Source organism: Sphingobium ummariense RL-3, assembly GCF_000447205.1.
Taxonomy (GTDB): domain Bacteria; phylum Pseudomonadota; class Alphaproteobacteria; order Sphingomonadales; family Sphingomonadaceae; genus Sphingobium; species Sphingobium ummariense.
The window spans coordinates 124,582-147,423 of record NZ_AUWY01000071.1; the positions used below are offsets into that span (position 1 = coordinate 124,582).

Genomic DNA, 22,842 nt, shown 5'->3' on the forward strand with positions numbered 1-22,842 from the left:
AGAGTGTCGTCTTATGCGGCTTCAGCGGCCAGCTTCTTCGCCTTCTCGATGGCTTCGTCGATGCCGCCGACCATGTAGAAGGCATTCTCGGGCAGATGGTCATATTCGCCCTCGACCACTGCCTTGAACGAGCGGACGGTGTCTTCGATTTGGACGAACTTGCCGCTGATGCCCGTGAAGACTTCGGCGACGTGGAAGGGCTGCGACAGGAACTTCTGGATCTTGCGCGCGCGGGCGACGGTCAGCTTGTCCTCTTCGGACAGCTCGTCCATGCCCAGAATGGCGATGATGTCCTGAAGCGACTTGTACTTCTGCAGGATCGACTGGACTGCGCGGGCCGTGTCGTAGTGCTCCTGGCCCACGGTGCGCGGCTCCAGCACGCGGCTGGTGGAGTCGAGCGGATCGACCGCCGGGTAGATGCCCAGTTCCGAAATCGCGCGGTTAAGCACGGTCGTGGCGTCAAGGTGCGCGAAGCTGGTGGCCGGCGCCGGGTCGGTCAGGTCGTCCGCGGGGACGTACACGGCCTGCACCGAGGTGATCGACCCCTTGTTGGTCGAGGTGATGCGCTCCTGCAGCGCGCCCATGTCGGTCGACAGGGTCGGCTGATAGCCCACGGCCGAAGGGATGCGGCCGAGCAGCGCCGACACTTCCGCGCCCGCCTGGGTGAAGCGGAAGATGTTGTCGACGAAGAACAGCACGTCCTGATTTTCGACGTCGCGGAAATATTCGGCGATGGTCAGGCCCGACAGGGCGACGCGGGCGCGGGCGCCGGGGGGCTCGTTCATCTGGCCATAGACCAGCGCGACCTTCGATCCTTCGCTGATCGCGTTGCCGTCCGCGTCCTTGGCGATGACGCCCGCGTCGAGAAATTCGTGATAAAGGTCGTTGCCCTCGCGGGTCCGCTCACCCACGCCCGCAAAGACCGAGGTGCCGCCATGGCCCTTCGCGATGTTGTTGATGAGTTCCTGGATGAGCACGGTCTTGCCGACGCCCGCGCCGCCGAACAGGCCGATCTTGCCGCCCTTCGCATAAGGGGCGAGCAGGTCGATGACCTTGATGCCGGTGACGAGGATCGAGGCGTCCGTCGACTGGTCGACGAACTCAGGGGCTTTGGCGTGGATCGGCGACTTGAGCTCGGTCGCGACCGGGCCGCGCTCGTCGATCGGCTCGCCGACGACATTGAGGATGCGGCCGAGAGTCGCCGGGCCGACGGGGACGCTGATCTGCGCGCCGGTGTCGGTCACTTCCTGCCCGCGGGTCAGACCGTCGGTCGAGTCCATCGCGATGGTGCGGACGGTGTTCTCGCCCAGATGCTGGGCGACTTCCAGCACCAGGCGCTGGCCGTTGTTGCTGGTTTCCAGCGCCGAAAGGATCGCCGGGAGCGCATCGGGGAAGGTCACGTCGACGACGGCGCCGATGACCTGCGAAATGCGGCCTACATTGTTGGTGGTTGCCATGACTGTTGTCCTTGCCTGCACTTAAAGGGCTTCGGCGCCCGAGATGATTTCGACGAGTTCAGTGGTAATCGCGGCCTGGCGGCTGCGGTTGTACTGGATGGTCAGCTTGTTGATGAGGTCACCCGCATTGCGGGTCGCATTGTCCATCGCGGTCATCGACGCGCCCTGTTCGGACGCGTTATTCTCCAGCAATGCCTTGAAGATCTGCACCGTCACGTTGCGCGGCAGCAGGTCGTCCAGGATCGCTTCCTCGCTCGGCTCATATTCCACCGTCGCGCCGAGGGCGTTGCGGTCGGCGTCCGCCGGGATCTTGACCGGGATGATCTGCTGCTCGGTCGGAATCTGCGCGAGCGCCGACTTGAAACGCGAGTAGAAGAGGTGCGCGACGTCGAACTTGCCCCCCAGGAACATGGTGCTCAGCTCCTGCGCGATCGCCTGAGCCTGGGCGAAACCCGGTTCCTTGACGCCCGCCGTGTCGTAATTGCCGACGATCTGGCCGGGGAAGGTGCGGTTGATGACCGGCCGGCCCTTGCGGCCGATCAGATAGAAACGCACCTTCTTGCCGTCATCCTCCAGCGCGCGCGCCTTGGCGATGGCAGCCTTGACGATATTCGCGTTGAACGCGCCGGCAAGGCCGCGATCGGAGTTGGCGACGACCAGCAGGTGGACGTCATCCTTGCCCGTGCCGGCCAGCAGCGGGGAGGCGCCTTCACCCGATCCGCCCGCGATCTTTGATGCGAGCGAAGCGACGACCGCCTCCAGGCGGCTCGAATAGGGGCGGGCGGCTTCCGCAGCGGCCTGCGCCTTGCGCAGCTTTGCAGCGGCGACCATCTGCTTCGCCTTGGTGATCTTCTGGGTCGACTTGACTGACCCGATGCGGAGCTTCAGTTCCTTGAGGCTAGGCATAGATTATACGTTCCGAGCAAGGGCCAGACGGCCCGCGAGACCAAAGAAACCGACGCCCATGGCGCCTTCGAACCAGCGCATCGCGCTGCTTTGCCCGACCCGGCGGCCCGCCTTGGTGGCGAGCAGCGCGAGCAGGGTGCACCACAGGAAGCCGAGGCCATAGACGATCGCGATCAGCAGCATGCCCTGCCAGGGCGCATCCGGGCCGGTGCCGACGAACTGCGGCAGCGCGGCGAGGAAGAAGATCGCGACCTTCGGGTTCAGCACGGTGCTGACGAAACCCTGGGCGAATGGCGATCCGCCCAGCCGCATCTTCGGCGCTTCCGAAGCGGGGGCGGGCTTGATCGCACCCCGGATCATCTGCAGGCCGAGCCAGGCGAGGTAGATCGCGCCGGCGATCTTCACCGCCATGAACAGACCGGGCACCGCGTTCAACACCGAAAGGAAGCCGAAGCCGCACAACGCCATGTAGAACAGGCCGCCCAGCTGGATGCCGCCGATCGCCGCCATCCCCGCCCTCAGCCCACGGCGCGCCGCGTGGCCGGCCACCAGCAGGGTGTCCGGTCCCGGCAGCAGCACCAGGCCGATCGACATGATCGTCCAGGCCAGGAGGGATTCAGCGGTGAGCATCGTGACCTTGCGGGTCTCTTCCTTTAGCCGTCACCCCGGCTTCCGCAGGGGTGACGGATGTTGCGTGCTTAGGCGAAGGTCTTGCCGAACGCGTCGAGCGCGGCCTTCAGCTTGCCCTTGGCGTCGTCGCCCAGGTCCTTGCTGTCGCGGATGGCAGCGAGCACCTCGGGATGGTCGTGGCGCAGATAGGCGAGCATCAGCTCTTCATAGCGCGTCACGTCCTTGACCGGGATGCCATCCAGATAGCCGTTGGTGCCCGCGAAGATCGACGCGGTCTGCTCCTCGAAAGGCAGGGGCGAGAACTGGGCCTGCTTCAGCAGCTCCGTCAGGCGCGCGCCGCGGTTCAGCAGCTTCTGGGTCGAGGCGTCGAGGTCCGAACCGAACTGGGCGAAGGCCGCCATTTCGCGATACTGGGCCAGCTCCAGCTTGATCGAGCCCGAAACCTTCTTCATCGCCTTGGTCTGCGCGGCGGAGCCGACGCGCGACACCGACAGGCCGACGTTGATGGCCGGACGGATGCCCTGGTAGAAGAGGTTGGTTTCGAGGAAGATCTGGCCGTCGGTGATCGAGATCACGTTGGTCGGGATGTAGGCCGACACGTCGCCCGCCTGCGTCTCGATGATCGGCAGCGCCGTCAGCGACCCCGCACCGTTGGCGTCGTTCATCTTCGCAGCGCGCTCCAGCAGGCGGCTGTGCAGGTAGAAAACGTCGCCGGGATAGGCTTCGCGGCCCGGAGGGCGGCGCAGCAGCAGCGACATCTGGCGATAGGCGACGGCCTGCTTGGACAGGTCGTCATAGACGATCACCGCATGCATGCCGTTGTCGCGGAAGAACTCACCCATGGTGACGCCGGTATAGGGCGCCAGATACTGGAGGGGCGCGGGCTCCGAAGCGGTCGCGGCGACGACGATGGAATATTCCATCGCGCCATTTTCTTCGAGCTGCTTCACGATCTGCGCAACGGTCGAGCGCTTCTGGCCGATCGCGACGTAAATGCAGTAGAGCTTCTTGCTCTCGTCGTCGCCCGCGTTGATGCCCTTCTGGTTGATGAAGGTGTCGATCGCGACGGCGGTCTTGCCGGTCTGGCGGTCACCGATGATCAGCTCGCGCTGGCCGCGGCCGACGGGAACGAGGGCGTCGATCGCCTTGAGGCCGGTCTGCACGGGTTCGTGCACCGACTTGCGGGGGATGATGCCCGGCGCCTTGACTTCAACGCGCTTGCGTTCGGTGTAGGCGATCGGGCCCTTGCCATCGATCGGGTTGCCAAGGCCATCGACCACGCGGCCGAGCAGGCCCTTGCCGACCGGAACGTCCACGATCGTGCCGGTACGCTTGACGGTGTCGCCTTCCTTGATCTCGGCGTCGGAGCCGAAGATGACGACGCCGACATTATCGGCTTCGAGGTTGAGGGCCATGCCTTGCACGCCGTTGGCGAACTCGACCATTTCGCCTGCCTGGACATTGTCGAGGCCATGGACGCGGGCGATGCCGTCACCCACGGTCAGCACGGTGCCGACTTCGCTCACCTGCGCTTCGGTGCCGAAATTGGCGATCTGGTCCTTGATGACCTTGGAAATTTCTGCGGCGTTGATGTCCATGTGTCTAGCTTTCAGCCTTTCATGAAGCCTTGTGGGGCTTTCAGCCCTTCATAGCATGGGCGAGGGAGTTCAGTCGGGTACGAATGGAGCTGTCGATCATCTGGCTGCCGATCTTCACGACCAGTCCGCCGAGGATCGCGGGATCGACCTTTGCATCGACTGCCACGTCGCGGCCGACACGCGCCCTTAGACTTTTGGCCAAGGCGGCGACCTGCGTATCGTCGAGCGGGTGGGCGCTGGTCACTTCGGCGCGTGCCTCGCCCTTGTGATTCGACAGCAATGTTTCATAGGCGCGGACGACCGCCGGCAGCTGGGACAGGCGGCGGTTCTGCGCCAGCACACCCAGGAATTTGGTGGTGAGCGCGTCGATGCCCATGGCGGATGCGACGGCGGCGATCGTCTTGCCCGCTGCGTCCCTGCTGAGCACCGGGCTGTTAATCAGGCCTTTGAAATCGGGCGATTCGGCCAGCGCGGCTTTCAGCGCGCGCAGGCTCTCCACCACGGTGTCGAGCGACTGTGTGTCGCGAGCCAGATCGAACAGCGCCACCGCATAGCGGCCGCTGAGGCTGGCCTGAATACCGCCGCTAGTCTCCACGCGCTTATGGTCCTCCGTTGACTTGCGGCGCCTGTGACGCCGGTCATGCAAAAAGAGGGCGCGGTCTGATCCCGTCCCGAGCCCCTGTCGTCGGGCCGGTTAGCAGCGCCATTATGACTATGCAAGCCATGTGACACGATTCCGTCGCAGGCGGGAAACGCACCGATTTTGACTGAGTTTTGTCGCGCAACCCAAAGGGTCAGGGGGCAGGGTCGGACGGCGTCAGCCGACCCTTCTGGCAATGGTAGACCAGCCGCTCGTTCGGCTGCGCCGGCAACAGTGCGGAAAGGTCGTTGCGCAGCGTCGCGATGCGGGCCCGCTGCTCCGGGTTGGCGCTGCACCCCTTGGCGGGACCGTCGGCCAGCAGCGCCCGGGCCTTCTCCATCGTGTCGATGTCGGGCAGCCAGCGCTCGACCCGCAACGTGCCGGTCGCCGGGTCGAAGCTTGATCGGCTGACGAAATTGCCTTCCGCGGGGACGACGGCGCGCTCCCATCGCGTGCCGCTCTCGATATATTGCGTATCGCCGTTGACGCAGCCGCCTTCCGCCCAGTTCAGAGGCGCGTCATTGGGCGGAGATACCGTCAGGCGACTGCGGCTCAGGTCCAGCCGGCAGATATTGTCTCCTGCCCAGGCGAAGGCGCCGTTGGTGACGGCCGTGCCGTCGTCGGGCAGCTTCATCCGTTCGTCGATGGACGAGAAGCTGGGCTTCAGGAAGAAGAGGCCCAGCGCCCCGAACAGCAGCACGCCGCCGCCCGCCAGGAACCAGGTCGCCCGTTTCTCCCGCCCCTGGCTGTAGAACAGGCCACCCGCACCCAGTCCCAGGACAGCAAAGGCGAGGAGGACGGCAGCGCCCGCCATCGCATTCTCGCGTGCGGAAAGAACCTCATGCTCGGCGACATCGCGCGCCTGGGCGATCTCCGCGTCCCGCTTTTCCTCCCGTGACCGGCTCGATTCCTCGTTGGCCTGCGCCTCACGCTGATCGATAGCAGCGGCTGCGGCATCCGCCTCCGCCATGGAACGGCACGGCACGATGGTGTGCAGCGAGGATACTCCCGCCTGCCGCAGGAAGGAGGCGACCTCGCGCCAGGACACCGCGAACCCGAACTCCGCATCATTGCCGTCCGACACGGAGCCGAAGCTGTTGACGCCCAGAACCCTGCCGCAATCGTCGACCAGCGGCCCGCCGCTGTTGCCCGCCGCGAGCGGCGCGGTGTGGAGAACGGTGTCGAAATTCTGCGTCGACCGACCGGAAGAGACGTTGCCGCTGGTCTTGACCGTCCCCATCGGCTCGACCAGCTGCTTGAGCCCCAGGCCTTGCGCGCGGTCCACCGTGCCCGGATAGCCGATCGCCGTCACGTGCTGGCCGTCGCTCACCGCCCCGGCGTAGAAGGTGCTGACCGGCAGGCGCCCTTCGTCCAGCTGGATCAGGGCCAGGTCGTTGCCGGGCGAATAGGCGATCACATGGCCGCCATAGGTCTTGGTGCCTTCCGACGGGATGACGCCGATGACGAGATTCTTTTCCTCGCGGGTCAGCTCCACGACATGGGCGTTGGTCAGCACCTTGTCCGGCGCGACCGCGAAGCCGCTCCCGTGGCCGACGAAATACGCCTCCGATCCATCGGTCGCCACCAGCACGACGCGGACGACGCCCCGCGCAGCGGCGGCGATATCCTGCTGTTCCGCATGTGCGGCGCCGGCCGGAGCGAGCAGGAGGAGGAGCAGGCTGAGACGGCGGAACAGGGCGACCATGGCGCGCGCATACATATGCTAAGGGCAGCGTTAGGCAACCGGGAAAACAACCTATGTCGCGGCTGGTCCCGGCAAGGCATAGGCCCGGTTTTGACAGCAAGAGACGGGAAGCATGGCCAAGGCGCTCGGCCTATACCATATGCATGAACCAGATGACCGCCATCGACCCCCCGGCTTTCGCAGCCCTTGATCCCGAAGCCTGCTGGGATGCCTTCCTGCGCCGAGACCGCGCGCAGGACGGGCGCTTCGTGGGCGCCGTGCGGACGACCGGCATCTATTGCAAGCCAAGCTGCGCCGCGCGCCACCCCCGGCGTGAGAACATGGCCTTCTATCCCGACCCGGCGGCCGCGCGCGCGGCGGGCTTTCGCGCCTGCCTGCGCTGCCATCCCGACGAGGTGGGACGCGACCGGCTGGCGGTGGAGAAGGCGATGCGGATGATGGCGCAGGCGGAGGAACCGCCCCGCCTTGACGAGATCGCGTCGCACGTCGGCTATGCGCCGCACCATTTCCATCGCCTGTTCAAGCGCGAAACCGGCCTGACCCCCGCCGCCTATGCGCGGGCCATCCGCGCGGACCGTCTGAAGGCGGCGCTGGCGGGCGAGGGCACCGTGACCGACGCGATCTACGAAGCCGGCTACAACGCCCCCAGCCGCGCCTATGCCGATGCCGATCGTCATCTGGGCATGAGCCCCAGTGCCTGGCGGGACGGCGGGCGCGGTGCGGTGATCCGCCATGCCGTGCTCGACACCAGCCTCGGGCCGATGCTTGTCGCCGCGACCGCAAAGGGGCTTTGCCGCATCAGCTTCGACGAGGGCGTGGAGGATCTGCGCAGCCGCTTCCCCCACGCCGACCTTCAGCCGCCCGATCCCGCCTTCACGGCGCTCGCCGATCAGGTGCGGGCGCTGGTCGACAACCCACGCAGGCCGGCCGATCTACCGATGGATGTGCAGGGCACGCATTTCCAGCAGGCGGTCTGGGCCGCGCTCCGCTCGATCCCGCCGGGCGAGACGCGCAGCTATGGCGAGATCGCAGCAATGGCGGGCAATCCCGCCGCGGTGCGCGCGGCCGGAACCGCGTGCGGCGGGAACAACCTCGCCGTGCTCATCCCCTGCCATCGCGTCCTGCGCGGCGATGGCAGTCTCGGCGGCTATGCATATGGGACAGCAAGGAAAAAAGCGCTGCTCGAACGCGAACGCTGAATCCGCCTTTCTTTCCTCGCTGCGGCGTTCCAACAAGGGAATGGGATGTGGGAGAGCCGCGGGGCATGCGGATGATTCGGATATGGCTGCTGCTGGCGGGTCTTGCGGCACTGGCGCCTGGCAGCGCGCAGGCGGCCTGGTGGAAGGCGCAAAGCCGTCACTTTACCGTCTATAGCGAGGGCAATGACGAAAGGTTGCGCGGCTTTGCCGAGCGGCTGGAGAAATTCGACTATCTGTTGCGCACGGTGACAGGCATTGCGGATCCCGAGCAGGGCAGTCCGGTCACGGTCTACCTGCTGTCGAGGGACGACAAGGTGCAGGCCCTTGCGCACAACCCGAACATTGCAGGTTTTTACACCACCTCCGATCGCACTGCCTTTGCGGTGCTGTCGCGCGGTGGCAAGGCCAGCAAGTTCGATTTCGGCGCGGAAGAAATCCTCTTCCACGAATATACGCATCACTTCATGCTGCATCATTTCCCGGCCGCCTATCCCGCCTGGTATGTGGAGGGCTTCGCCGAATTCTTCTCCGTGGTGAAGTTTCCGAAGGACGGCTCGATCGAGTTCGGCCATATACCGATGGCCCGGGTTCCCGGCCTGGTCCTCAACTCGCCCTATCCCGTGAAGAATCTCTTCGCGCGGGACACTGACGGCCTCAGCCTGCGGGACGGCGATCGCTATTACGGCACCGCCTGGCTGCTGACTCATTATTTTCAGTATGAGAATACGCGACGCGCCGAGATGAAGCGCTACCTCACCGACCTGGCCAACGGCGTTCCCGATCTTCAGCCCGACGCCTATTTCGCCGGGGGCCTGGAGGGGCTGGAGAAGGATCTCAAAATATACATGCGGCACCGGCTTTCAGCCTCGTCGCTCAAAACCAAGACCATGACCATCGGTACGATCACGGTCAGCCCCGTCGATCCGGCGCAGGGCGCGCTGACCGAAGATGAGCTGCGGCTCATGAACCATCCGAAGACCGAGGACCTGCCCGGGCTGGTGAACGCAATTCGCGCCATCGCGGTCAAATTCCCGGACAGCGCCTATGCCGCGGCCCTCCTTGCGGAAGCGGAATGGAAGGCGGAGGACAAGGCTAGAGCGCTCGCTGATGCCGATCGCGCGGTCGCGCTCAACCCGGGCCTTTCGCGCGCCCATGCCGTGCGGGCCGAGGCGCTGCTGGACCGCGCGCACGACAGTAACACGCCGGGAGACTGGAAGGCGGCACTGTCCGCCATCGTCAGGGCGAACCGCGCCGACACCGAAGACCCCGTGCCGCTCGAGCTTTTCTATCGCTACAACGTGATGAAGGGCGGACCGATGCCGGCGATCGGCTATGACGGGCTTTACAAGGCCTTCACGCTGCTGCCGCAGAATCCCGACTATCGCTTCACCTATGCCCATGCCGAGGCCGCGCGGGGCAATTATGCGCGGGCCTCGCAGTTGCTCGATCCCATCGCCTATTCCCCGCACGGGTCGGAGATGCGAGACGCCGCCCTTAAGCTGAAGGCGGAGCTCGACGCACAGGCGGCGAAAACGAAGCCAGCCGCACCATGACGGCCCGGCGCTCCTCGTCTGTCATGCTCCGCCAATAAACGATCTCGTCGATGGTCCGGCCGCAGCCGGTGCAGACCCGCTCCGCGTTCAGGCTGCACAGATTGCGGCAGGGGCTTTCCATCACATAAAGCTATAGGGATCGACGTCCACCGCGACGCGCGTGCCCGATTTCCAGACGATGTCGGACAGCCATTCGCGGATCGCACCCTGCACGTCGACCTGCCGCGTCGCGTGGACCAACAGGCGGTGCCGGTGCCGCCCGCGCAGCACCGCCAGCGGGGCGGGGGCAGGGCCATAGACCCGCATGCCATCGATCGTGGGCGCCGACTTGCCGATCAGGCGGGCAACCTGCGCGGCCTCGTCGGCATCCTCGCTCGACACGATGATCGCGGCGAAGCGGCCGAAGGGCGGGGCGTTGGCGCGACGGCGATTTTCGGTCTCCACCGCATAGAAGCGCTCGGCATCCCCCGCGATCAGCGCCTGGATCACCTCGCTTTCAGGCATGCGCGTCTGGATGAACACGCGGCCCGGTTTCTGCCCGCGCCCGGCGCGCCCCGCCACCTGGACGATCTGCTGGAAGGTCCGCTCCGACGCGCGCAGGTCGCCGCCTTCCAGCCCGAGGTCGGCGTCGATCACCCCGACGAGCGTGAGGTTGGGGAAATGATAGCCCTTCGTCACGAGCTGCGTGCCGACGATGATATCGACCGCGCCGGCCTCCACCGACTTCACGAACTCGGCGACCTTGGCCGGCGACCAGAGCGTGTCCGACGTGACGATGGCCGTGCGCGCCTGCGGCCAGAGCGCCTTGACCTCGTCGGCGATGCGCTCGACGCCGGGGCCGCAGGCAACCAGCGAATCCTCCTCCTTGCATTCCGGGCAGAAGCGGGGGGAGGGGATCACATGACCGCAATGATGGCAGGCGAGGCGCCGGGTCAGTCGATGCTCGACCATCCATGCGGTGCAGTTGGGGCACTGGAAGCGATAGCCGCAATGGCGGCACAGCGTCAGCGGCGCATAACCGCGACGGTTGAGGAAGAGCAGGCTCTGCTCCCCCTCCTCCAGCGTCTCGTCGATCGCGCGCACCAGCGGCGGCGCGATCCAGCGGCCCCGTTCGGGCGGGTCGGTGAGCAGGTTGATGCCTTCGATCCGCGGCATCTCGGCGCCGCCATAGCGCGCGGGCAGCCTGATCTCCTCATAGCGGCCCAGTTCGACCTGATGGCGGGTCTCGATCGCGGGCGTGGCGGACGCCAGCACGACCGGGAATTTCTCGATCAGCCCGCGCATCACCGCCACGTCGCGTGCGTGGTAATGGACCCCATCCTCCTGCTTGAAGCTCGCCTCATGCGCCTCGTCCACGATGATGAGGCCGAGATTGGGATAGGGCAGGAACAGCGCGGAACGGGCACCGACCACGACCCGGGCCTCACCCGCCGCGATGGCGCGCCAGGCCCGGCGCCGCTCGCTTTGCCGCAGGCCGCTGTGCCAGTTGACCGGCACCGTACCGAAACGCTTTTCGAATCGCTCGAGGAAAGGCTCGGTCAGCGCGATCTCCGGCAACAGCACCAGAACCTGCCGCCCTTCCCGGATCGCCGCCGCGATCGCCTCGAAATAGACCTCCGTCTTGCCCGACCCCGTCACCCCGTCGAGCAGGAAGGGCGCGAAGTCGCGATCATGAACTGCGGTCACGAAGCGCGAGGCCGCCGCCTGCTGCTCCGTGGACAAGGCTGGGGGGGCATGGTCGGGATCCGGCTCGGGGAAGGGCGTGTCGATGCTCACCTCGACCGCCTCGAAGGCACCCGCCTTGACGAGACCCCGGATCACAGCATCGCTCACCCCGCCGATCATCGCCAGTTCGCGGATCAGCCCCTGCCGTTCGCCGATCCGCTCCATCGCCTGCGTGCGCTGCTCGGTCATGCGGTCGGGCAGGGTGCCGGTGGCGCGATATTCGATGACCGTGCGCGCGCCCTCCAGCGCCGACATCGATGCCAGCGCCATGCGCAGCACGGCCGCGGGCGGCGCCAGATAATAGTCCGCCGTCCATTCGATCAGCCGGCGCAGCGGCTCGGGCAGCGGCGGCGCATCGACCACCTCCAGCAGGTTGCGCAGGCGATTGTCGCAGACGCTCTCCACATCCGGAAAGGCATCCTCCTCCCAGACGACGCCGATCAGCTGTCGCGGCCCCAGCGGCGCGACGACGATGCTGCCCGGCGGCGCGCTCATCCCGTGCGGTACGCGATAGTCGAGCGGACCCAGGGGGGCGTTCAGCAGGAGGACACGGGCACGGGCCATGCGTCCCTGTAGGACAGACTTGGCCGGAGACGCTATAGCGCCGTCAACGAATCAGCAGAGGCAGCATCGTCATGAAATTCTTCGTCGACACCGCGGACACCGCGGACATCCGCGATCTGGCCGCGACCGGCCTGCTCGACGGCGTCACCACCAATCCCACCTTGATCCACAAATCGGGCCGGCAGTTCCTGGAAGTGGTCGAGGAGATTTGCGGCATCGTCGATGGTCCCGTCTCGGCTGAGGTCGTGGCGCTCGACCATGAGACGATGATGAAGGAAGCGGCCATCCTCAGGAAGATCGCCGACAATGTCTGCATCAAGGTGCCGCTCACCATCGATGGCCTGAAGACCTGCAAGGCGCTGACGGGCGAGGGCGTGATGGTCAACGTCACCCTGTGCTTCTCCGCCAATCAGGCGTTGCTCGCCGCGAAGGCTGGCGCGACCTTCATCTCGCCCTTCGTCGGGCGGCATGACGACAACAGCTTCGACGGCATCAAGCTGATCGAGGACATCCGCCTGATCTACGACAATTATCAGTTCGACACGGAAATCCTCGCCGCCTCGCTGCGCCATCCCATCCATGTGCTGGAATGCGCGAAGATCGGTGCCGATGTCATCACGGCGCCCCCGGCCGTCATCCGCATGCTCTCCAAGCATGTGCTGACCGACAAGGGGCTGGAAGCCTTCGCGGCCGACTGGGCCAAGACTGGTCAGACCATCCTGTGATGGTAAAAGGGCGCGGGACTGGAACCCGCGCCCGATCCGGCTCATTCTTCCCCGGGACATTCTTCCCCGGGAAAGGAGCGAGCCGATGTTCGTCGCGGTTTACTGGTGGCGGGTCCATCCCGGTAAGGAAGATCAGTTCCGCCGGGCCTGGAGACGGGGCACGGACCTGATCCGGGCGCGCTATGGCAGCTATGGGTCGCGGCTTCACCGTGACGCGGACGGCCGCTTCGTTGGCTATGCGGAATGGCCGGACGAAATGACCTGGCGCGCTGCGTTCGACCGGAAGATGGTCTATGACGATCCGGAAACGCGCGCGGCCTTCGTCGACGCCATAGCCGAGGTGCCGTCGGACGCGGACCCGATCTTTACCATGACGGTCACAGACGACCTGCTGCGGCGAACAGGACAAGAGGAAGGCAAGGCATGAGCGATCCCAACAAGCCGGACTACAGCTTCCTGCCCTTCGCCTTCATGGTGATGATCATCGGCCTTGTGATGATGGCGATCAACTGGGGCGGCTGAGCAGTTTACAGCGACGCGGCGATCTGCCCCAGCATCAGCGCGACACCCGCCAGAGCGATCGCGCCGCCCAGCGCGAGTTCTGCGGGATGGACCATGTGCGCGATCGGCACGGCGATGGCTTTCTCGATCTTTCTCATGCCGCGAATATGGCATGGGGAGGCGACCAGCGCTCACGCAATTTTCCGCTCTGACTGATGAACCGCTTCGTTCACTCCACCAGATGGCGACCCCGGCAGGATTCGAACCTGCGACCATTCGCTTAGAAGGCGAATGCTCTATCCGGCTGAGCTACGGGGCCGTCGTCCGGCCGATAGCGGGGCTTGGCGCCGGGCGCAATCATCGCGGCGTTGCAATCGCCGGTCACACCGATAAGCATGGCGGTCATGAGCGAGGCGGGCATCCAGAAGGTCAAGGCGGTTGCGCTGGGTGCGCGTCCGTTGCGCTATTATGATTTCTTCATGGCGGCCTTCGTCGCCATATTGCTTTTGTCCAACCTGATCGGCGCGGCGAAGCTTTCGACGCTGGGTGGCTTCACCTTCGGCGCGGGCATCCTCTTCTTCCCGCTGGGCTATGTGCTGGGGGATGTGCTGACGGAAGTCTACGGCTATGCCAGGGCGCGGCGCTGCGTCTGGGCGGGATTCGCCGCGATGCTGTTCATGGCGGTGATGAGCTGGGTGGTCGTCTCGCTGCCGCCCGCGGCGGGCTGGCCCGACCAGGGCGCCTATGAGGCGGTGTTCGGCAGCACCTGGCGGATTGTCTTCGCCTCGGTCACCGCCTTCTGGGCGGGCGAGTTCACCAACAGCTTCGTGCTCGCGAAGATGAAGCTGATGACCGGGGGCCGGCATCTGTGGGCGCGCACGATCGGTTCGACGATCGTGGGGGAAGGGGTCGACAGCCTGATCTTCTACCCGCTCGCCTTCTATGGCCACTGGACGACCGCGCAGGTGCTGACCGTGATGGTCACCAACTGGATGCTGAAGGTCGGCTGGGAAGTCGTCTTGACCCCCGTCACCTATGTGATCGTGAACACGATCAAGCGCCGCGAGGGCCTCGACGTCTACGACGCCGGCACCGACTTCACCCCGTTCCGCACCCGGCTATGATTCGCCGGGATAGGTCGCCCGCACGAAATAGAGGCCGTCGGGCGGCGCGTTGAGCGCCAGCGCGGCGCGATCCCGCGCCTCCAGCGCCGCGCGCAGGTCGTCCGCGCTCCAGCGCCCCATGCCGACCATGGCAAGGCATCCCACCATCGAGCGCACCTGATGATGCAGGAAGGATCGCGCGGCGGCGTGGATGCTCACCCGGTCCCCCTCCCGCTCGACGGAGAGTCGGTCGAGTGTCTTGACCGGGCTCGCCGACTGGCAATGGACCGACCGGAAGGTGGTGAAGTCGTGCAATCCGACAAGGACTTGGGCCGCACCGTGCATCGCCGCCGCGTCGAGCGGCTGGATCACCCGCCAGGCAAGGCCGTTCTCCCAGGTCAGCGGCGCGCGCCGGTTGACGATGCGATAGACATAGGAACGGCCGGTGCAGGAAAAGCGCGCATGCCAGTCGTCCGCCACCGCCTCGCAGGCAAGGATCGCGACGGGGTCCGGCCGCAGCCGCGCGTTGAGCGCCTCCATCAGGCGGAACGGCGCGATCTCCTTGGCGATGTCGGCATGGGCGCGCATCGCGATCCCGTGCACGCCGGCATCGGTGCGCCCCGCGGCATGGACCGCGACCGCCTCGCTCGTGACGGAAGCGATCGCATCTTCGATCGCCTGCTGCACGCTGGGCCCGTGCGCCTGCCGCTGCCAGCCCATGAAGGGGCGCCCGTCAAATTCGACGGTGAAGGCGAAGCGCGTCATGCGGCTCCGTCGTCCACCCGGCTGCCCGCCGGCATGTCATAGCCTCGCAGCAGCTCGCCGGCCGACATCGCCCCCTTGCCCGCCCGCTGGATCAGCGTCGGGCGGATCGCGCCATGGCCGCAGCCGATGAGCAGGCTGTGGTCGAGCAGTTCGCCGGCCGGCCCCTGATGCTCCTCGACATGGGCGGCGAGGACGCGGAACCGCTCGCCCCGATATTCGAAGAAGGCGCCGGGAAAGGGGTTGAAGGCCCGCACCTGCCGTTCGATCTGGTGCGCGTCGCGGGAAAAGTCGATCCGCGCCTCGGCCTTCTCGATCTTCGCGGCGTAGGTGACGCCGTCCTCCGGCTGGGCCATGGGGGGATGAAGCGCCAGATCGTCCAGCACCTCGACCATCAGCTTCGCGCCGGCCTGCGCCAGCTCCTGCGTCAGTGCGCCAGCGGTCTTGTCCTCGATCGGCGTCACATGTTTGGCGCGCATCGGCCCTGTGTCGAGCCCGGCCTCCATGTCCATGATGGTGACGCCGGTCAGGTTGTCGCCCGCCAGGATGGCGCGCTGGATCGGCGCCGCTCCGCGCCAGCGCGGCAGCAGCGACGCGTGGATGTTGAGGCAGCCTAAACGTGGCGCCTGCAGGATCGCGCCGGGCAGGATCAGCCCATAGGCCGCAACCACCGCGACATCGGCGTGCAGTGCCGCGAACGCCGCCTGCACTTCCGCGTCCCGCAGCGTCAGCGGCGTGCGCACCGCGATCCCCATCGCTTCCGCCCGCTGGTGCACCGGGGATGGGCGCAGCACCTTGCCCCGGCCGGCGGGACGGGGCGGCTGGCTGTAGACCGCGACGATCTCATGGCCCGCCCGGGCCAAGGCGTCGAGCGCCGGGACGGCGAAGTCCGGGGTTCCCATATAGACGATGCGCATGGCGGCCTCTCAAACCCCTTGTATGCACGACTTGCAAGCCCTTATCTCGGTTCCATGGCTTCTCCCGAGATCGATGCGCTCACCCAGGCGCTGTCCCGCCTGCCTGGGCTTGGTCCGCGCTCGGCGCGGCGCGCGGTGCTGCACCTGCTGAAGAAGCGCGAGAGCGCGATGGAGCCGCTGCTGCGCGCGCTGGAGGCGGTCAACGATCGGCTGGTGACATGCGCCGTCTGCGGCAATGTCGACACGGTCGATCCCTGCGGCATATGCGTCGATCCGCGCCGCGATGCGCGCGCCCTGTGCGTGGTGGAGGATGTCGCCGACCTCTGGGCGCTCGACAAGTCGCGCCTCTTTCCCGGTCGTTTTCATGTGCTTGGCGGGCGGCTTTCGGCGCTGGAAGGCATAAGGCCGGAGGATCTGGGCATCGACTCCCTGATCGCCCGGGTCGAACAGGGCGGCATCGATGAAGTGGTGCTGGCGATGAACGCCACGCTGGAAGGGCAGACCACCGCCCATTATCTCGCCGAGCGGCTGGAGCGATTCCCGGTCCGCCTGACCCAGCTCGCCCACGGCGTTCCCGTCGGCGGAGAGCTGGACTATCTCGACGAAGGCACGCTCGCCCAGGCCCTCCGCGCCCGGCGCCCGGTGGGTTGAAGAATCTCTGCGTTCCGCCTATGTTCGACGCATGGCCATCCTTCCGATCCTAGAGGCGCCGGACCCGCGCCTGCGCACCATTTCGACGCCCGTGGAGGCGATCGACGACGATCTGCAGCGCCTGATCGACGATATGTTCGACACGATGTACGACGCGCCGGGCATCGGCCTTGCCGCGATCCAGGTCGGCGTGCCCAAGCGGGTGCTGGTGATCGACCTGCAGGAGCCGGAATCGGACGAGGAGGGCGCACCGCCGGTGAAGAAGCCGATGGTCTTCATCAACCCCCAGATTCTCAAGGGTTCCGCCGAACTTTCGGTGTATAACGAAGGTTGCCTGTCGGTCCCGGACCAGTTCGCCGAGGTCGAGCGCCCCGCGAGCATCCGTGCGAGCTGGATGGACCGCGAAGGCCGGATCCACGAGGAGCAACTCGATGGGCTGCTGGCGACCTGCCTCCAGCATGAGATGGACCATCTGGAGGGCATCCTCTTCATCGACCATCTCTCGCGCCTGAAGCGCGACATGCTGCTCAAGAAGCTGAGCAAGGCCCGCAAGGCCGCTTGAGTCGGTTGTGCAACGATATAGGCTTCGCGCAGGGGGGCGGAGCCCATGGCGAGTCGGCACTCGGAATTCGACATTTTCCTGGCAGCGCGTCCGGCACGGTCGGCGCAGGAGTTGATGCGCGCGGACGGGGCGCTATTCGTGCGCTGGGCCTATATCACCCTGCTTGAACGGCAGGCCGATCCCCAAGGACTCGCATTCTACCTGCAGCGCATGGAAGCAGGAAAGACCAAGGTCAGCGTGCTGAAGCAGATCAGCCGTTCGCCAGAGGGGCGAGCGCACCGGCGGCATCTGCCCGGCCTTCAGGCGGCAGTCCGCCGGGCGATGATGAAGCGGGCTCCGGTAATCGGGCCGGTCTATCGTTGGTTGCTGGCGGACGGCAGCGTGAAGCGCCTCCCGCCGCCACGCTGAAGGTCCTCTCGAAAAGCCAGCCAGCGCCAGTGCGGCAGGTGCACGCTCGACACGGACGGCGACACGGCGTTAGATCGGGCCATGCTTCCCCAGTCTCCCGCCTTCGTCCAGAGTATCGGCCCGGTGCTGGAGACGCTCAGCATCGTCGGCACCTTCGTCTTCGCTACGTCCGGCGCGCTGGCGGCCGCGCGACTGGGGCAGACGCTCGTCACTTTCGCCTTTTTCGCGCTGCTGACCGGAGTGGGTGGGGGCACGGTGCGTGACCTGCTGATCGGTGCGCCTGTCTTCTGGGTTCATGACGCCGTCCCTGCCATTGCCTGCATGGCCGGCGCGGTGGTGGTATGGTTTACGCCGCGCGCCTTCTGGAGCGAGCGGGCGCTGGATTGGCTGGATGCCGTGGGCCTCGCCGCCTTCGCGGTGTTCGGTGCGGCCAAGGCGATGAGCTACGGCGTCCCGCCCTTCGTCGCGGCGATGATGGGCGTCGTCACCGGTTGCGTCGGCGGCATCATGCGGGACCTGCTCGCAGGCGAACCGTCGATCCTGCTGCGGCCGGAACTCTATGTGACGGCTGCCGCCTTCGCCTCCGGATTATTCGTTGTCCTGCGCTGGGCGAGCCTCGACGTGCCGACCGCCGGCGTCATCGCTGCGATCCTTGGCTTCGCCTTGCGCGCGGTGGCAATCCGCCAGGGCTTGGGCTTGCCCGGATATCGCGACGAATAACAGGCACGACAGGTTGCGCTCCGGGTGATAGCCTTCCTCAAAATAATGGGGAGGAAGTGGCATGAAGGTGATGATGTGGGCGATTGCGGCGACGCTGCCGGTCGCGGCAGCGGGCATCGCCGCGCAGGGCAATGCGATCGGCCAATTCATCGATCATCGTGACATAGGTCAGCCCGCATCGCCAGGCGAGGCGAGCTATGATCCCCAGCGCCAGCGCTACCGCATCACGGCCGCAGGGCAGAATATGTGGGCTGATCGCGATGATTTCCATTTCGCCTGGAAGCGCATGTCCGGCGACGTGGTGGCAACCACCCGGCTCGATTTCGTTTCGCCAGCGCCCAGGCCCGGCGACGGCGGCTATCTGCACCGCAAGGGCGGGATCGTGCTGCGGCAGGATCTGGATCCCGATTCCGCCTATGTTGATGTCCTGCGCATGGGCAATCAGCAGATGTCGCTGCAGTATCGGGAGGTGAAGGGCGGCCAGACGCGGCTCATCTGGATCAACACGCCCCGGCAGGGAACGGTCGGGCTGACCAAGATCGGGGACTATGCCTATCTCTCGGTGCTCGGCGCGGACGGCAAGCTGCATCACGCGGGCGGATCGTTCAAGATCCGCATCACGGGACCCTATTATATCGGCCTGGGCGTCTGCCCCCACGACCCGAAAGCGCGCGAGACGATGGCATTCAGCGACGTCAGGATCGCTGCCGCGCCTGCTGGAACACGCAAACCCGGCGGCACCACGCTACAGACGATCAACATCGGCACCCCGCCCGAACAGACGGTGATCCATCACAGCAGCGGGCCAGTCAGCATGACCGGCTGGTCGGCCAGCAGCGAGTGGGTGCACTTCAGCAGCGAGGGTAAGGCGCGCCGCGCCAAGGCTTGGGACAGCGACGTGGTCGAAACGGCACAGCCGCCGCAACAAGCCGCGCGCCTCGTGGCCCCGGCAGTGGCGCTGGGCATCGCGCGGCAGGTGTCGCCCGACGGTCGCTCGATCGCCTATCTGACTGGCACGCCGGGCAAGACCCCATCGATGGCGCAGGACGTCGTTTTGCGGTTGGCCCCCGTCGTGGATGGCAAGCCGGCAACCGACAAGGCCGTCGAACTGGTCAAGCTGTGGGGTAACGCCGCATCCTTGCCGCGCAGCGCCTGGTCGCCGGACGGCAAGACGATCGCGTTCATTTCGCTGGATTAAGCCAGTCGGCGCGGATCAGCGTAACAGCGCTGCCAGCATCCCCAGGACACCCCGTTGCTCCGACGCGCCCACTGTTCGTGGCGCGCCGAAGCCGCGGCATTCCAGGCAATCCGCCCGTACACCGGCGCCCGTCACCATGGCCCGCGCGTCGGCGACGGCCTGCCAGGCCCAACGCCGCTGCAACAGCGCCTGCCGCGCCAGCATGTCGCGGGGCGCGCCGGCATCGTCGGATTCGCGCTCGGTAAGCGCCTGGATCCAGTCGGCCCATTGGTCGGGCTCCTTCTCGATCCAATAGGGTCGCGCCTTGGCGGGGTCGATCTTCGCCAGCTTCGCCGCCTCGGCGATCGCGTCTTCCAGCCCGCCGAAGCGGTCGACCAGGCCGATCTGCCGCGCGGTTCCGCCGTCCCACACGCGGCCCTGCGCGATCGCGTCGATCGCCTGCGGACTCTTGCGGCGCGACTGCGCGACGACGCCGACGAAGCGCCGGTAGATGTCCTCGACCCCCATCTGCATCACCTGGTCGAAGGCGGGCGTGGTGCCGCCGAACAGGTCCGGCTGCCCCGACAGCGGCGTGGTGCGCACGCCGTCGGTGGTGATGCCCATCTTCGCCAGCGTTCCCTCGAAGCTCGGCAGGATGCCGAACACGCCGATGGAGCCGGTGATCGTGTCGGGCTCCGCGAAGATCACGCTGGCCGGGGTGGATACCCAATAACCGCCGCTGGCCGCGACATTGCCCATCGAAACGACGACCGGCAGCCCTTCGGATTTGGCCTGCATGATGGCGCTGCGGATCTTTTCCGCTGCCATGACCGATCCGCCCGGCGAATCGACCCGTACGACCAGCGCCTCGAGGTCTTTCTCCGCCAATGCCTTGAGCAGCAGCGAGGATATGGTGTCGCCCGCGGCCGTCCCCGGCCCGGCCTCGCCGTCGACGATGTCGCCGGCGACCGTCAGCACCCCGATCTGGCCGTTGTCGGCAGGGCGGTGCGCCCGCATGTAGCCGTTGAGCTCGATCGCCGCGAAGCCGCCGGCGCGGTCATCCGCCGGATTGCCCGCGATCTTTGCGACATGGTCGCCGAAGGCGCTTTCATCCCCCAGCTTGTCGACGAGGCCCGCTGCCAGCGCTGCCTTCGCCATGTCGCCGCCGGTCGAACGCGCCGCCGCCACCGGGTCCTGCACATAGGCGGCCAGTTTCGCCTTGGGCCGGGCCTTGGCCACGTCCTGCTGCCAGTCCTGCCACAGCGCATCGGCCAGCGCCTGGTTGGCTTCCTTGGCGGCGGGGGACTGGTCCGCGCGGATGAAGGGCTCGACGAAGCTCTTGTAGGTGCCGACCCGGTAGACATGGGTGTTGACGCCCAGCTTGTCGATCAGCCCCTTGTAATAGAGGTTGGACCCGCCCCGGCCCATAATGGCGACGCCGCCCAGCGGGTCGACCCACGCTTCGCTCGCGTGGGCGGCAAGCTGGTAGCTGTCGTCGCTGTAGAGCGTCGCATAGGCAAGGACGGGCTTCTTCGCGGCGCGAACCTCGTCCAGCGCGCGGCCGACTCGCGACAGCGCGACCTGTCCGCCACCCAGGAAGCCGTCGAGGTTCAGGACCACCGCCTTCACCTTCGCGTCGCCCTTCGCCGCCTCCAGCGCGGCGACGATGTCGGCCAGGCGATATTCCTTCGTCCGGTCGCCCGAGCCGGTCAGCAGCGCCATGGTGCCGACCTCCTCGGGCTGCTCGACGATCGTGCCGTCCAGGTCGAGCAGCAGCGCACCGCTGCTCACGCCCTGCACCGGGCGCGGGGAGAAGGACAGGGCGGCATAGAGCAGGCCGAAGAACAGCAGCAGGAACAACAGGACCAGCCCGTCCTTGATCGCCACCAGTATGCGCCAGGCGCCCTTCACAAATGCCACGCGGTTCAGCTCCCAACAAATCGTCCCATCGGGCTATCCGATCGCCCGCTGGACCTCAATGTGGGTGCGACGCGCGCCGCGGCAAGCTTGCGCGGGAGATTTTGGTCGTTATGGGAAGCCCCATCCGTCCGCTCTTGTGCAGGAGATGCGTGCCCATGCCTACCCTCGTCCTCATCCGCCACGGCCAGTCGGCCTGGAACCTGGAAAACCGCTTCACCGGCTGGTGGGACGTGGACGTGACGGAAAAGGGCGCGGAGGAAGCGCGGGCGGCAGGCCGCCTGCTGGCGGAAAAGGGCCTCGACTTCGACCTGTGCTTCACCTCGCTCCAGACGCGCGCGATCAAGACGCTGAACCTGGTGCTGGAGGAAATGGGCCGCCTCTGGCTGCCGGTCGAGAAGGACTGGCACCTCAACGAGCGCCATTATGGCGGCCTCACGGGCCTCGACAAGGCGGAGACCGCGGCGAAGCATGGCGACGATCAGGTGAAGATCTGGCGCCGCAGCTTCGACATTCCGCCGCCGCCGATGGAGCCGGGCAGCGCATTCGACCTGTCGAAGGACCGCCGCTATGCCGGCATCGCGATCCCGTCGACCGAGTCCCTGAAGGACACCATCGCCCGCGTCCTTCCCTATTGGGAAAGCCGCATCGCGCCGGAGCTGAAGGCCGGCAAGCGGGTCGTCATCTCCGCCCATGGCAATTCGCTGCGCGCGCTGGTCAAGCACCTGTCGGGCATTTCCGACGCCGAGATCGCCAGCCTGGAGATCCCGACCGGCCAGCCGATCGTCTACGAACTGGACGACGCGCTCACGGCGACCGATCGCTACTATCTCTCCGAGCGCTGAACCCGCCTGGGTTTTCTGCGTGACACATTCTTGCTCCGCCGCTGCCCGCCCGCTAAGGGGCTGTGCTTTCCGGGCGGCGGGCGCCGCTCCACGAGGGGAAGCTGAAGGATGAGCGGGGACGGCGCGCAGGTCGGCATCATCATGGGCTCGCGCTCCGACTGGGAGACGATGCGTCACGCATCCGAAACGCTCGAGGCGCTGGGCGTCGCCCATGAATGCAAGGTGGTGTCCGCCCACCGCACGCCCCAGCGGCTGTATGACTATGCGACGGGCGCGGCCAGCCGCGGCCTCAAGGTGATCGTCGCCGGGGCAGGGGGCGCCGCGCACCTGCCCGGCATGGCCGCCTCCATGACTCGCCTGCCCGTCCTGGGCGTTCCCGTGGAATCGAAATCGCTCAAGGGCATGGATTCGCTCCTCTCCATCGTCCAGATGCCCGGCGGCATTCCCGTCGGCACGCTGGCGATCGGCAAGCCCGGCGCGATCAACGCCGCGCTGCTCGCCGCCGCGATCCTCGCCACCGCCGACGATGCGCTGGCCGCCCGGCTCGACGCCTGGCGCGCGCGCCAGACCGACGCGG

24 protein-coding genes and 1 tRNA gene are annotated in these 22,842 nt (G+C 66.6%); 12 read left to right on the forward strand and 13 right to left on the reverse strand.

What is annotated here, in order from left to right; translation table 11 throughout:
- Window positions 1-11: 11 nt before the first annotated feature.
- From atpD to M529_RS34325, 6 genes are all read right to left on the reverse strand, one after another.
- Entirely contained in the window at window positions 12-1,457 is a 1,446-nt protein-coding gene (atpD, locus tag M529_RS34300) for a F0F1 ATP synthase subunit beta (RefSeq protein ID WP_021317763.1), read from the reverse strand.
- A 21-nt stretch (window positions 1,458-1,478) separates the two neighbouring features.
- Window positions 1,479-2,363: a F0F1 ATP synthase subunit gamma gene (locus tag M529_RS34305; RefSeq protein ID WP_021317764.1), complete on the reverse strand. Its 885-nt coding sequence runs from the start codon at window positions 2,361-2,363 to the stop codon at window positions 1,479-1,481.
- Between the two features lie 3 nt (window positions 2,364-2,366).
- Window positions 2,367-2,993, reverse strand: a complete 627-nt coding sequence (locus tag M529_RS34310) for a LysE family translocator (protein ID WP_021317765.1) — start codon at window positions 2,991-2,993, stop codon at window positions 2,367-2,369.
- 68 nt (window positions 2,994-3,061) lie between these two features.
- Window positions 3,062-4,591, reverse strand: coding sequence for a F0F1 ATP synthase subunit alpha (gene atpA / locus M529_RS34315; RefSeq protein ID WP_021317766.1), 1,530 nt, complete (start codon window positions 4,589-4,591; stop codon window positions 3,062-3,064).
- 40 nt (window positions 4,592-4,631) lie between these two features.
- Entirely contained in the window at window positions 4,632-5,186 is a 555-nt protein-coding gene (locus M529_RS34320; RefSeq protein ID WP_021317767.1) for a F0F1 ATP synthase subunit delta, read from the reverse strand.
- A gap of 199 nt (window positions 5,187-5,385) precedes the next feature.
- On the reverse strand, window positions 5,386-6,936 hold the full coding sequence (locus M529_RS34325) for a S1C family serine protease (protein ID WP_031294914.1): 1,551 nt from the start codon (window positions 6,934-6,936) through the stop codon (window positions 5,386-5,388).
- Between the two features lie 143 nt (window positions 6,937-7,079).
- On the opposite strand from M529_RS34325, the gene ada reads away from it, so the two are divergent.
- The gene (gene ada / locus M529_RS34330) at window positions 7,080-8,135 is read left to right on the forward strand and encodes a bifunctional DNA-binding transcriptional regulator/O6-methylguanine-DNA methyltransferase Ada (RefSeq protein ID WP_021317769.1); all 1,056 of its coding nucleotides are present in this window, start codon (window positions 7,080-7,082) and stop codon (window positions 8,133-8,135) included.
- 71 nt (window positions 8,136-8,206) lie between these two features.
- Complete coding sequence (locus M529_RS34335; RefSeq protein WP_040600660.1) at window positions 8,207-9,688, forward strand: type 1 periplasmic-binding domain-containing protein; 1,482 nt, start codon at window positions 8,207-8,209, stop codon at window positions 9,686-9,688.
- Here M529_RS34335 and M529_RS48355 read toward each other — a convergent pair.
- Both M529_RS48355 and M529_RS34340 read right to left on the reverse strand, forming a co-directional pair.
- Complete coding sequence (locus M529_RS48355; RefSeq protein WP_084491022.1) at window positions 9,630-9,809, reverse strand: DUF1289 domain-containing protein; 180 nt, start codon at window positions 9,807-9,809, stop codon at window positions 9,630-9,632. The genes M529_RS34335 and M529_RS48355 overlap by 59 nt on opposite strands.
- Window positions 9,809-11,977: a primosomal protein N' gene (locus M529_RS34340; protein WP_021317771.1), complete on the reverse strand. Its 2,169-nt coding sequence runs from the start codon at window positions 11,975-11,977 to the stop codon at window positions 9,809-9,811. The genes M529_RS48355 and M529_RS34340 overlap by 1 nt, the downstream gene beginning before the upstream one ends.
- Window positions 11,978-12,048: 71 nt before the next feature.
- Between M529_RS34340 and fsa the strand changes: the two genes are divergently transcribed.
- Both fsa and M529_RS34350 read left to right on the forward strand, forming a co-directional pair.
- On the forward strand, window positions 12,049-12,702 hold the full coding sequence (fsa, locus tag M529_RS34345) for a fructose-6-phosphate aldolase (RefSeq protein ID WP_021317772.1): 654 nt from the start codon (window positions 12,049-12,051) through the stop codon (window positions 12,700-12,702).
- 85 nt (window positions 12,703-12,787) lie between these two features.
- Window positions 12,788-13,129, forward strand: coding sequence for an antibiotic biosynthesis monooxygenase family protein (locus M529_RS34350; RefSeq protein ID WP_021317773.1), 342 nt, complete (start codon window positions 12,788-12,790; stop codon window positions 13,127-13,129).
- 100 nt (window positions 13,130-13,229) lie between these two features.
- Here M529_RS34350 and M529_RS50560 read toward each other — a convergent pair whose 3' ends face one another.
- Both M529_RS50560 and M529_RS34355 read right to left on the reverse strand, forming a co-directional pair.
- The gene (locus tag M529_RS50560; protein ID WP_021317775.1) at window positions 13,230-13,361 is read right to left on the reverse strand and encodes a hypothetical protein; all 132 of its coding nucleotides are present in this window, start codon (window positions 13,359-13,361) and stop codon (window positions 13,230-13,232) included.
- Between the two features lie 84 nt (window positions 13,362-13,445).
- Window positions 13,446-13,522: transfer RNA gene (locus M529_RS34355), tRNA-Arg, on the reverse strand.
- Window positions 13,523-13,607: 85 nt separating this feature from the next.
- Between M529_RS34355 and M529_RS34360 the strand changes: the two genes are divergently transcribed.
- Complete coding sequence (locus tag M529_RS34360; RefSeq protein ID WP_021317776.1) at window positions 13,608-14,327, forward strand: queuosine precursor transporter; 720 nt, start codon at window positions 13,608-13,610, stop codon at window positions 14,325-14,327.
- On the opposite strand, the gene truA is transcribed toward M529_RS34360, so the two are convergent.
- The gene (gene truA / locus M529_RS34365) at window positions 14,322-15,071 is read right to left on the reverse strand and encodes a tRNA pseudouridine(38-40) synthase TruA (RefSeq protein ID WP_021317777.1); all 750 of its coding nucleotides are present in this window, start codon (window positions 15,069-15,071) and stop codon (window positions 14,322-14,324) included. The two genes, M529_RS34360 and truA, sit on opposite strands and share 6 nt — an antisense overlap.
- On the reverse strand, window positions 15,068-15,985 hold the full coding sequence (gene fmt, locus M529_RS34370; RefSeq protein WP_021317778.1) for a methionyl-tRNA formyltransferase: 918 nt from the start codon (window positions 15,983-15,985) through the stop codon (window positions 15,068-15,070). The genes truA and fmt overlap by 4 nt, the downstream gene beginning before the upstream one ends.
- A gap of 54 nt (window positions 15,986-16,039) precedes the next feature.
- Here fmt and recR point away from each other — a divergent pair, with 54 nt between their 5' ends.
- The 5 genes from recR to M529_RS34395 all read left to right on the forward strand — a co-directional run bounded on the left by recR (window position 16,040) and on the right by M529_RS34395 (window position 19,524).
- Window positions 16,040-16,636, forward strand: a complete 597-nt coding sequence (gene recR, locus M529_RS34375) for a recombination mediator RecR (protein WP_021317779.1) — start codon at window positions 16,040-16,042, stop codon at window positions 16,634-16,636.
- Between the two features lie 31 nt (window positions 16,637-16,667).
- The gene (def, locus tag M529_RS34380) at window positions 16,668-17,198 is read left to right on the forward strand and encodes a peptide deformylase (protein WP_021317780.1); all 531 of its coding nucleotides are present in this window, start codon (window positions 16,668-16,670) and stop codon (window positions 17,196-17,198) included.
- Window positions 17,199-17,243: 45 nt separating this feature from the next.
- A complete protein-coding gene (locus tag M529_RS34385) occupies window positions 17,244-17,606 on the forward strand; it encodes a DUF4214 domain-containing protein (RefSeq protein WP_021317781.1) in 363 nt (120 codons plus the stop codon).
- Window positions 17,607-17,687: 81 nt separating this feature from the next.
- On the forward strand, window positions 17,688-18,326 hold the full coding sequence (locus M529_RS34390; protein ID WP_021317782.1) for a trimeric intracellular cation channel family protein: 639 nt from the start codon (window positions 17,688-17,690) through the stop codon (window positions 18,324-18,326).
- Window positions 18,327-18,387: 61 nt separating this feature from the next.
- Window positions 18,388-19,524, forward strand: a complete 1,137-nt coding sequence (locus tag M529_RS34395; protein ID WP_021317783.1) for a TolB-like translocation protein — start codon at window positions 18,388-18,390, stop codon at window positions 19,522-19,524.
- Between the two features lie 15 nt (window positions 19,525-19,539).
- Here M529_RS34395 and sppA read toward each other — a convergent pair whose 3' ends face one another.
- Window positions 19,540-21,423, reverse strand: a complete 1,884-nt coding sequence (gene sppA / locus M529_RS34400) for a signal peptide peptidase SppA (protein WP_021317784.1) — start codon at window positions 21,421-21,423, stop codon at window positions 19,540-19,542.
- Between the two features lie 155 nt (window positions 21,424-21,578).
- On the opposite strand from sppA, the gene gpmA reads away from it, so the two are divergent.
- Together gpmA and purE are read left to right on the forward strand one after the other, a co-directional pair.
- The gene (gene gpmA, locus M529_RS34405) at window positions 21,579-22,265 is read left to right on the forward strand and encodes a 2,3-diphosphoglycerate-dependent phosphoglycerate mutase (protein ID WP_021317785.1); all 687 of its coding nucleotides are present in this window, start codon (window positions 21,579-21,581) and stop codon (window positions 22,263-22,265) included.
- A 108-nt stretch (window positions 22,266-22,373) separates the two neighbouring features.
- On the forward strand, window positions 22,374-22,842 hold a 469-nt coding region (purE, locus tag M529_RS34410; RefSeq protein WP_021317786.1), incomplete at its 3' end, for a 5-(carboxyamino)imidazole ribonucleotide mutase.

Coding starts and splice junctions, on each gene's coding strand:
- atpD (WP_021317763.1), bottom strand. CDS start 1,457: ATGGCAACCACCAACAATGTAGGCCGCATTTCGCAGGTCATCGGCGCC.
- M529_RS34305 (WP_021317764.1), bottom strand. CDS start 2,363: ATGCCTAGCCTCAAGGAACTGAAGCTCCGCATCGGGTCAGTCAAGTCG.
- M529_RS34310 (WP_021317765.1), bottom strand. CDS start 2,993: ATGCTCACCGCTGAATCCCTCCTGGCCTGGACGATCATGTCGATCGGC.
- atpA (WP_021317766.1), bottom strand. CDS start 4,591: ATGGACATCAACGCCGCAGAAATTTCCAAGGTCATCAAGGACCAGATC.
- M529_RS34325 (WP_031294914.1), bottom strand. CDS start 6,936: ATGGTCGCCCTGTTCCGCCGTCTCAGCCTGCTCCTCCTCCTGCTCGCT.
- ada (WP_021317769.1), top strand. CDS start 7,080: ATGAACCAGATGACCGCCATCGACCCCCCGGCTTTCGCAGCCCTTGAT.
- M529_RS34335 (WP_040600660.1), top strand. CDS start 8,207: ATGATTCGGATATGGCTGCTGCTGGCGGGTCTTGCGGCACTGGCGCCT.
- M529_RS48355 (WP_084491022.1), bottom strand. CDS start 9,809: ATGGAAAGCCCCTGCCGCAATCTGTGCAGCCTGAACGCGGAGCGGGTC.
- M529_RS34340 (WP_021317771.1), bottom strand. CDS start 11,977: ATGGCCCGTGCCCGTGTCCTCCTGCTGAACGCCCCCCTGGGTCCGCTC.
- fsa (WP_021317772.1), top strand. CDS start 12,049: ATGAAATTCTTCGTCGACACCGCGGACACCGCGGACATCCGCGATCTG.
- M529_RS34350 (WP_021317773.1), top strand. CDS start 12,788: ATGTTCGTCGCGGTTTACTGGTGGCGGGTCCATCCCGGTAAGGAAGAT.
- M529_RS50560 (WP_021317775.1), bottom strand. CDS start 13,361: ATGAGAAAGATCGAGAAAGCCATCGCCGTGCCGATCGCGCACATGGTC.
- M529_RS34360 (WP_021317776.1), top strand. CDS start 13,608: ATGAGCGAGGCGGGCATCCAGAAGGTCAAGGCGGTTGCGCTGGGTGCG.
- truA (WP_021317777.1), bottom strand. CDS start 15,071: ATGACGCGCTTCGCCTTCACCGTCGAATTTGACGGGCGCCCCTTCATG.
- fmt (WP_021317778.1), bottom strand. CDS start 15,985: ATGCGCATCGTCTATATGGGAACCCCGGACTTCGCCGTCCCGGCGCTC.
- recR (WP_021317779.1), top strand. CDS start 16,040: ATGGCTTCTCCCGAGATCGATGCGCTCACCCAGGCGCTGTCCCGCCTG.
- def (WP_021317780.1), top strand. CDS start 16,668: ATGGCCATCCTTCCGATCCTAGAGGCGCCGGACCCGCGCCTGCGCACC.
- M529_RS34385 (WP_021317781.1), top strand. CDS start 17,244: ATGGCGAGTCGGCACTCGGAATTCGACATTTTCCTGGCAGCGCGTCCG.
- M529_RS34390 (WP_021317782.1), top strand. CDS start 17,688: ATGCTTCCCCAGTCTCCCGCCTTCGTCCAGAGTATCGGCCCGGTGCTG.
- M529_RS34395 (WP_021317783.1), top strand. CDS start 18,388: ATGAAGGTGATGATGTGGGCGATTGCGGCGACGCTGCCGGTCGCGGCA.
- gpmA (WP_021317785.1), top strand. CDS start 21,579: ATGCCTACCCTCGTCCTCATCCGCCACGGCCAGTCGGCCTGGAACCTG.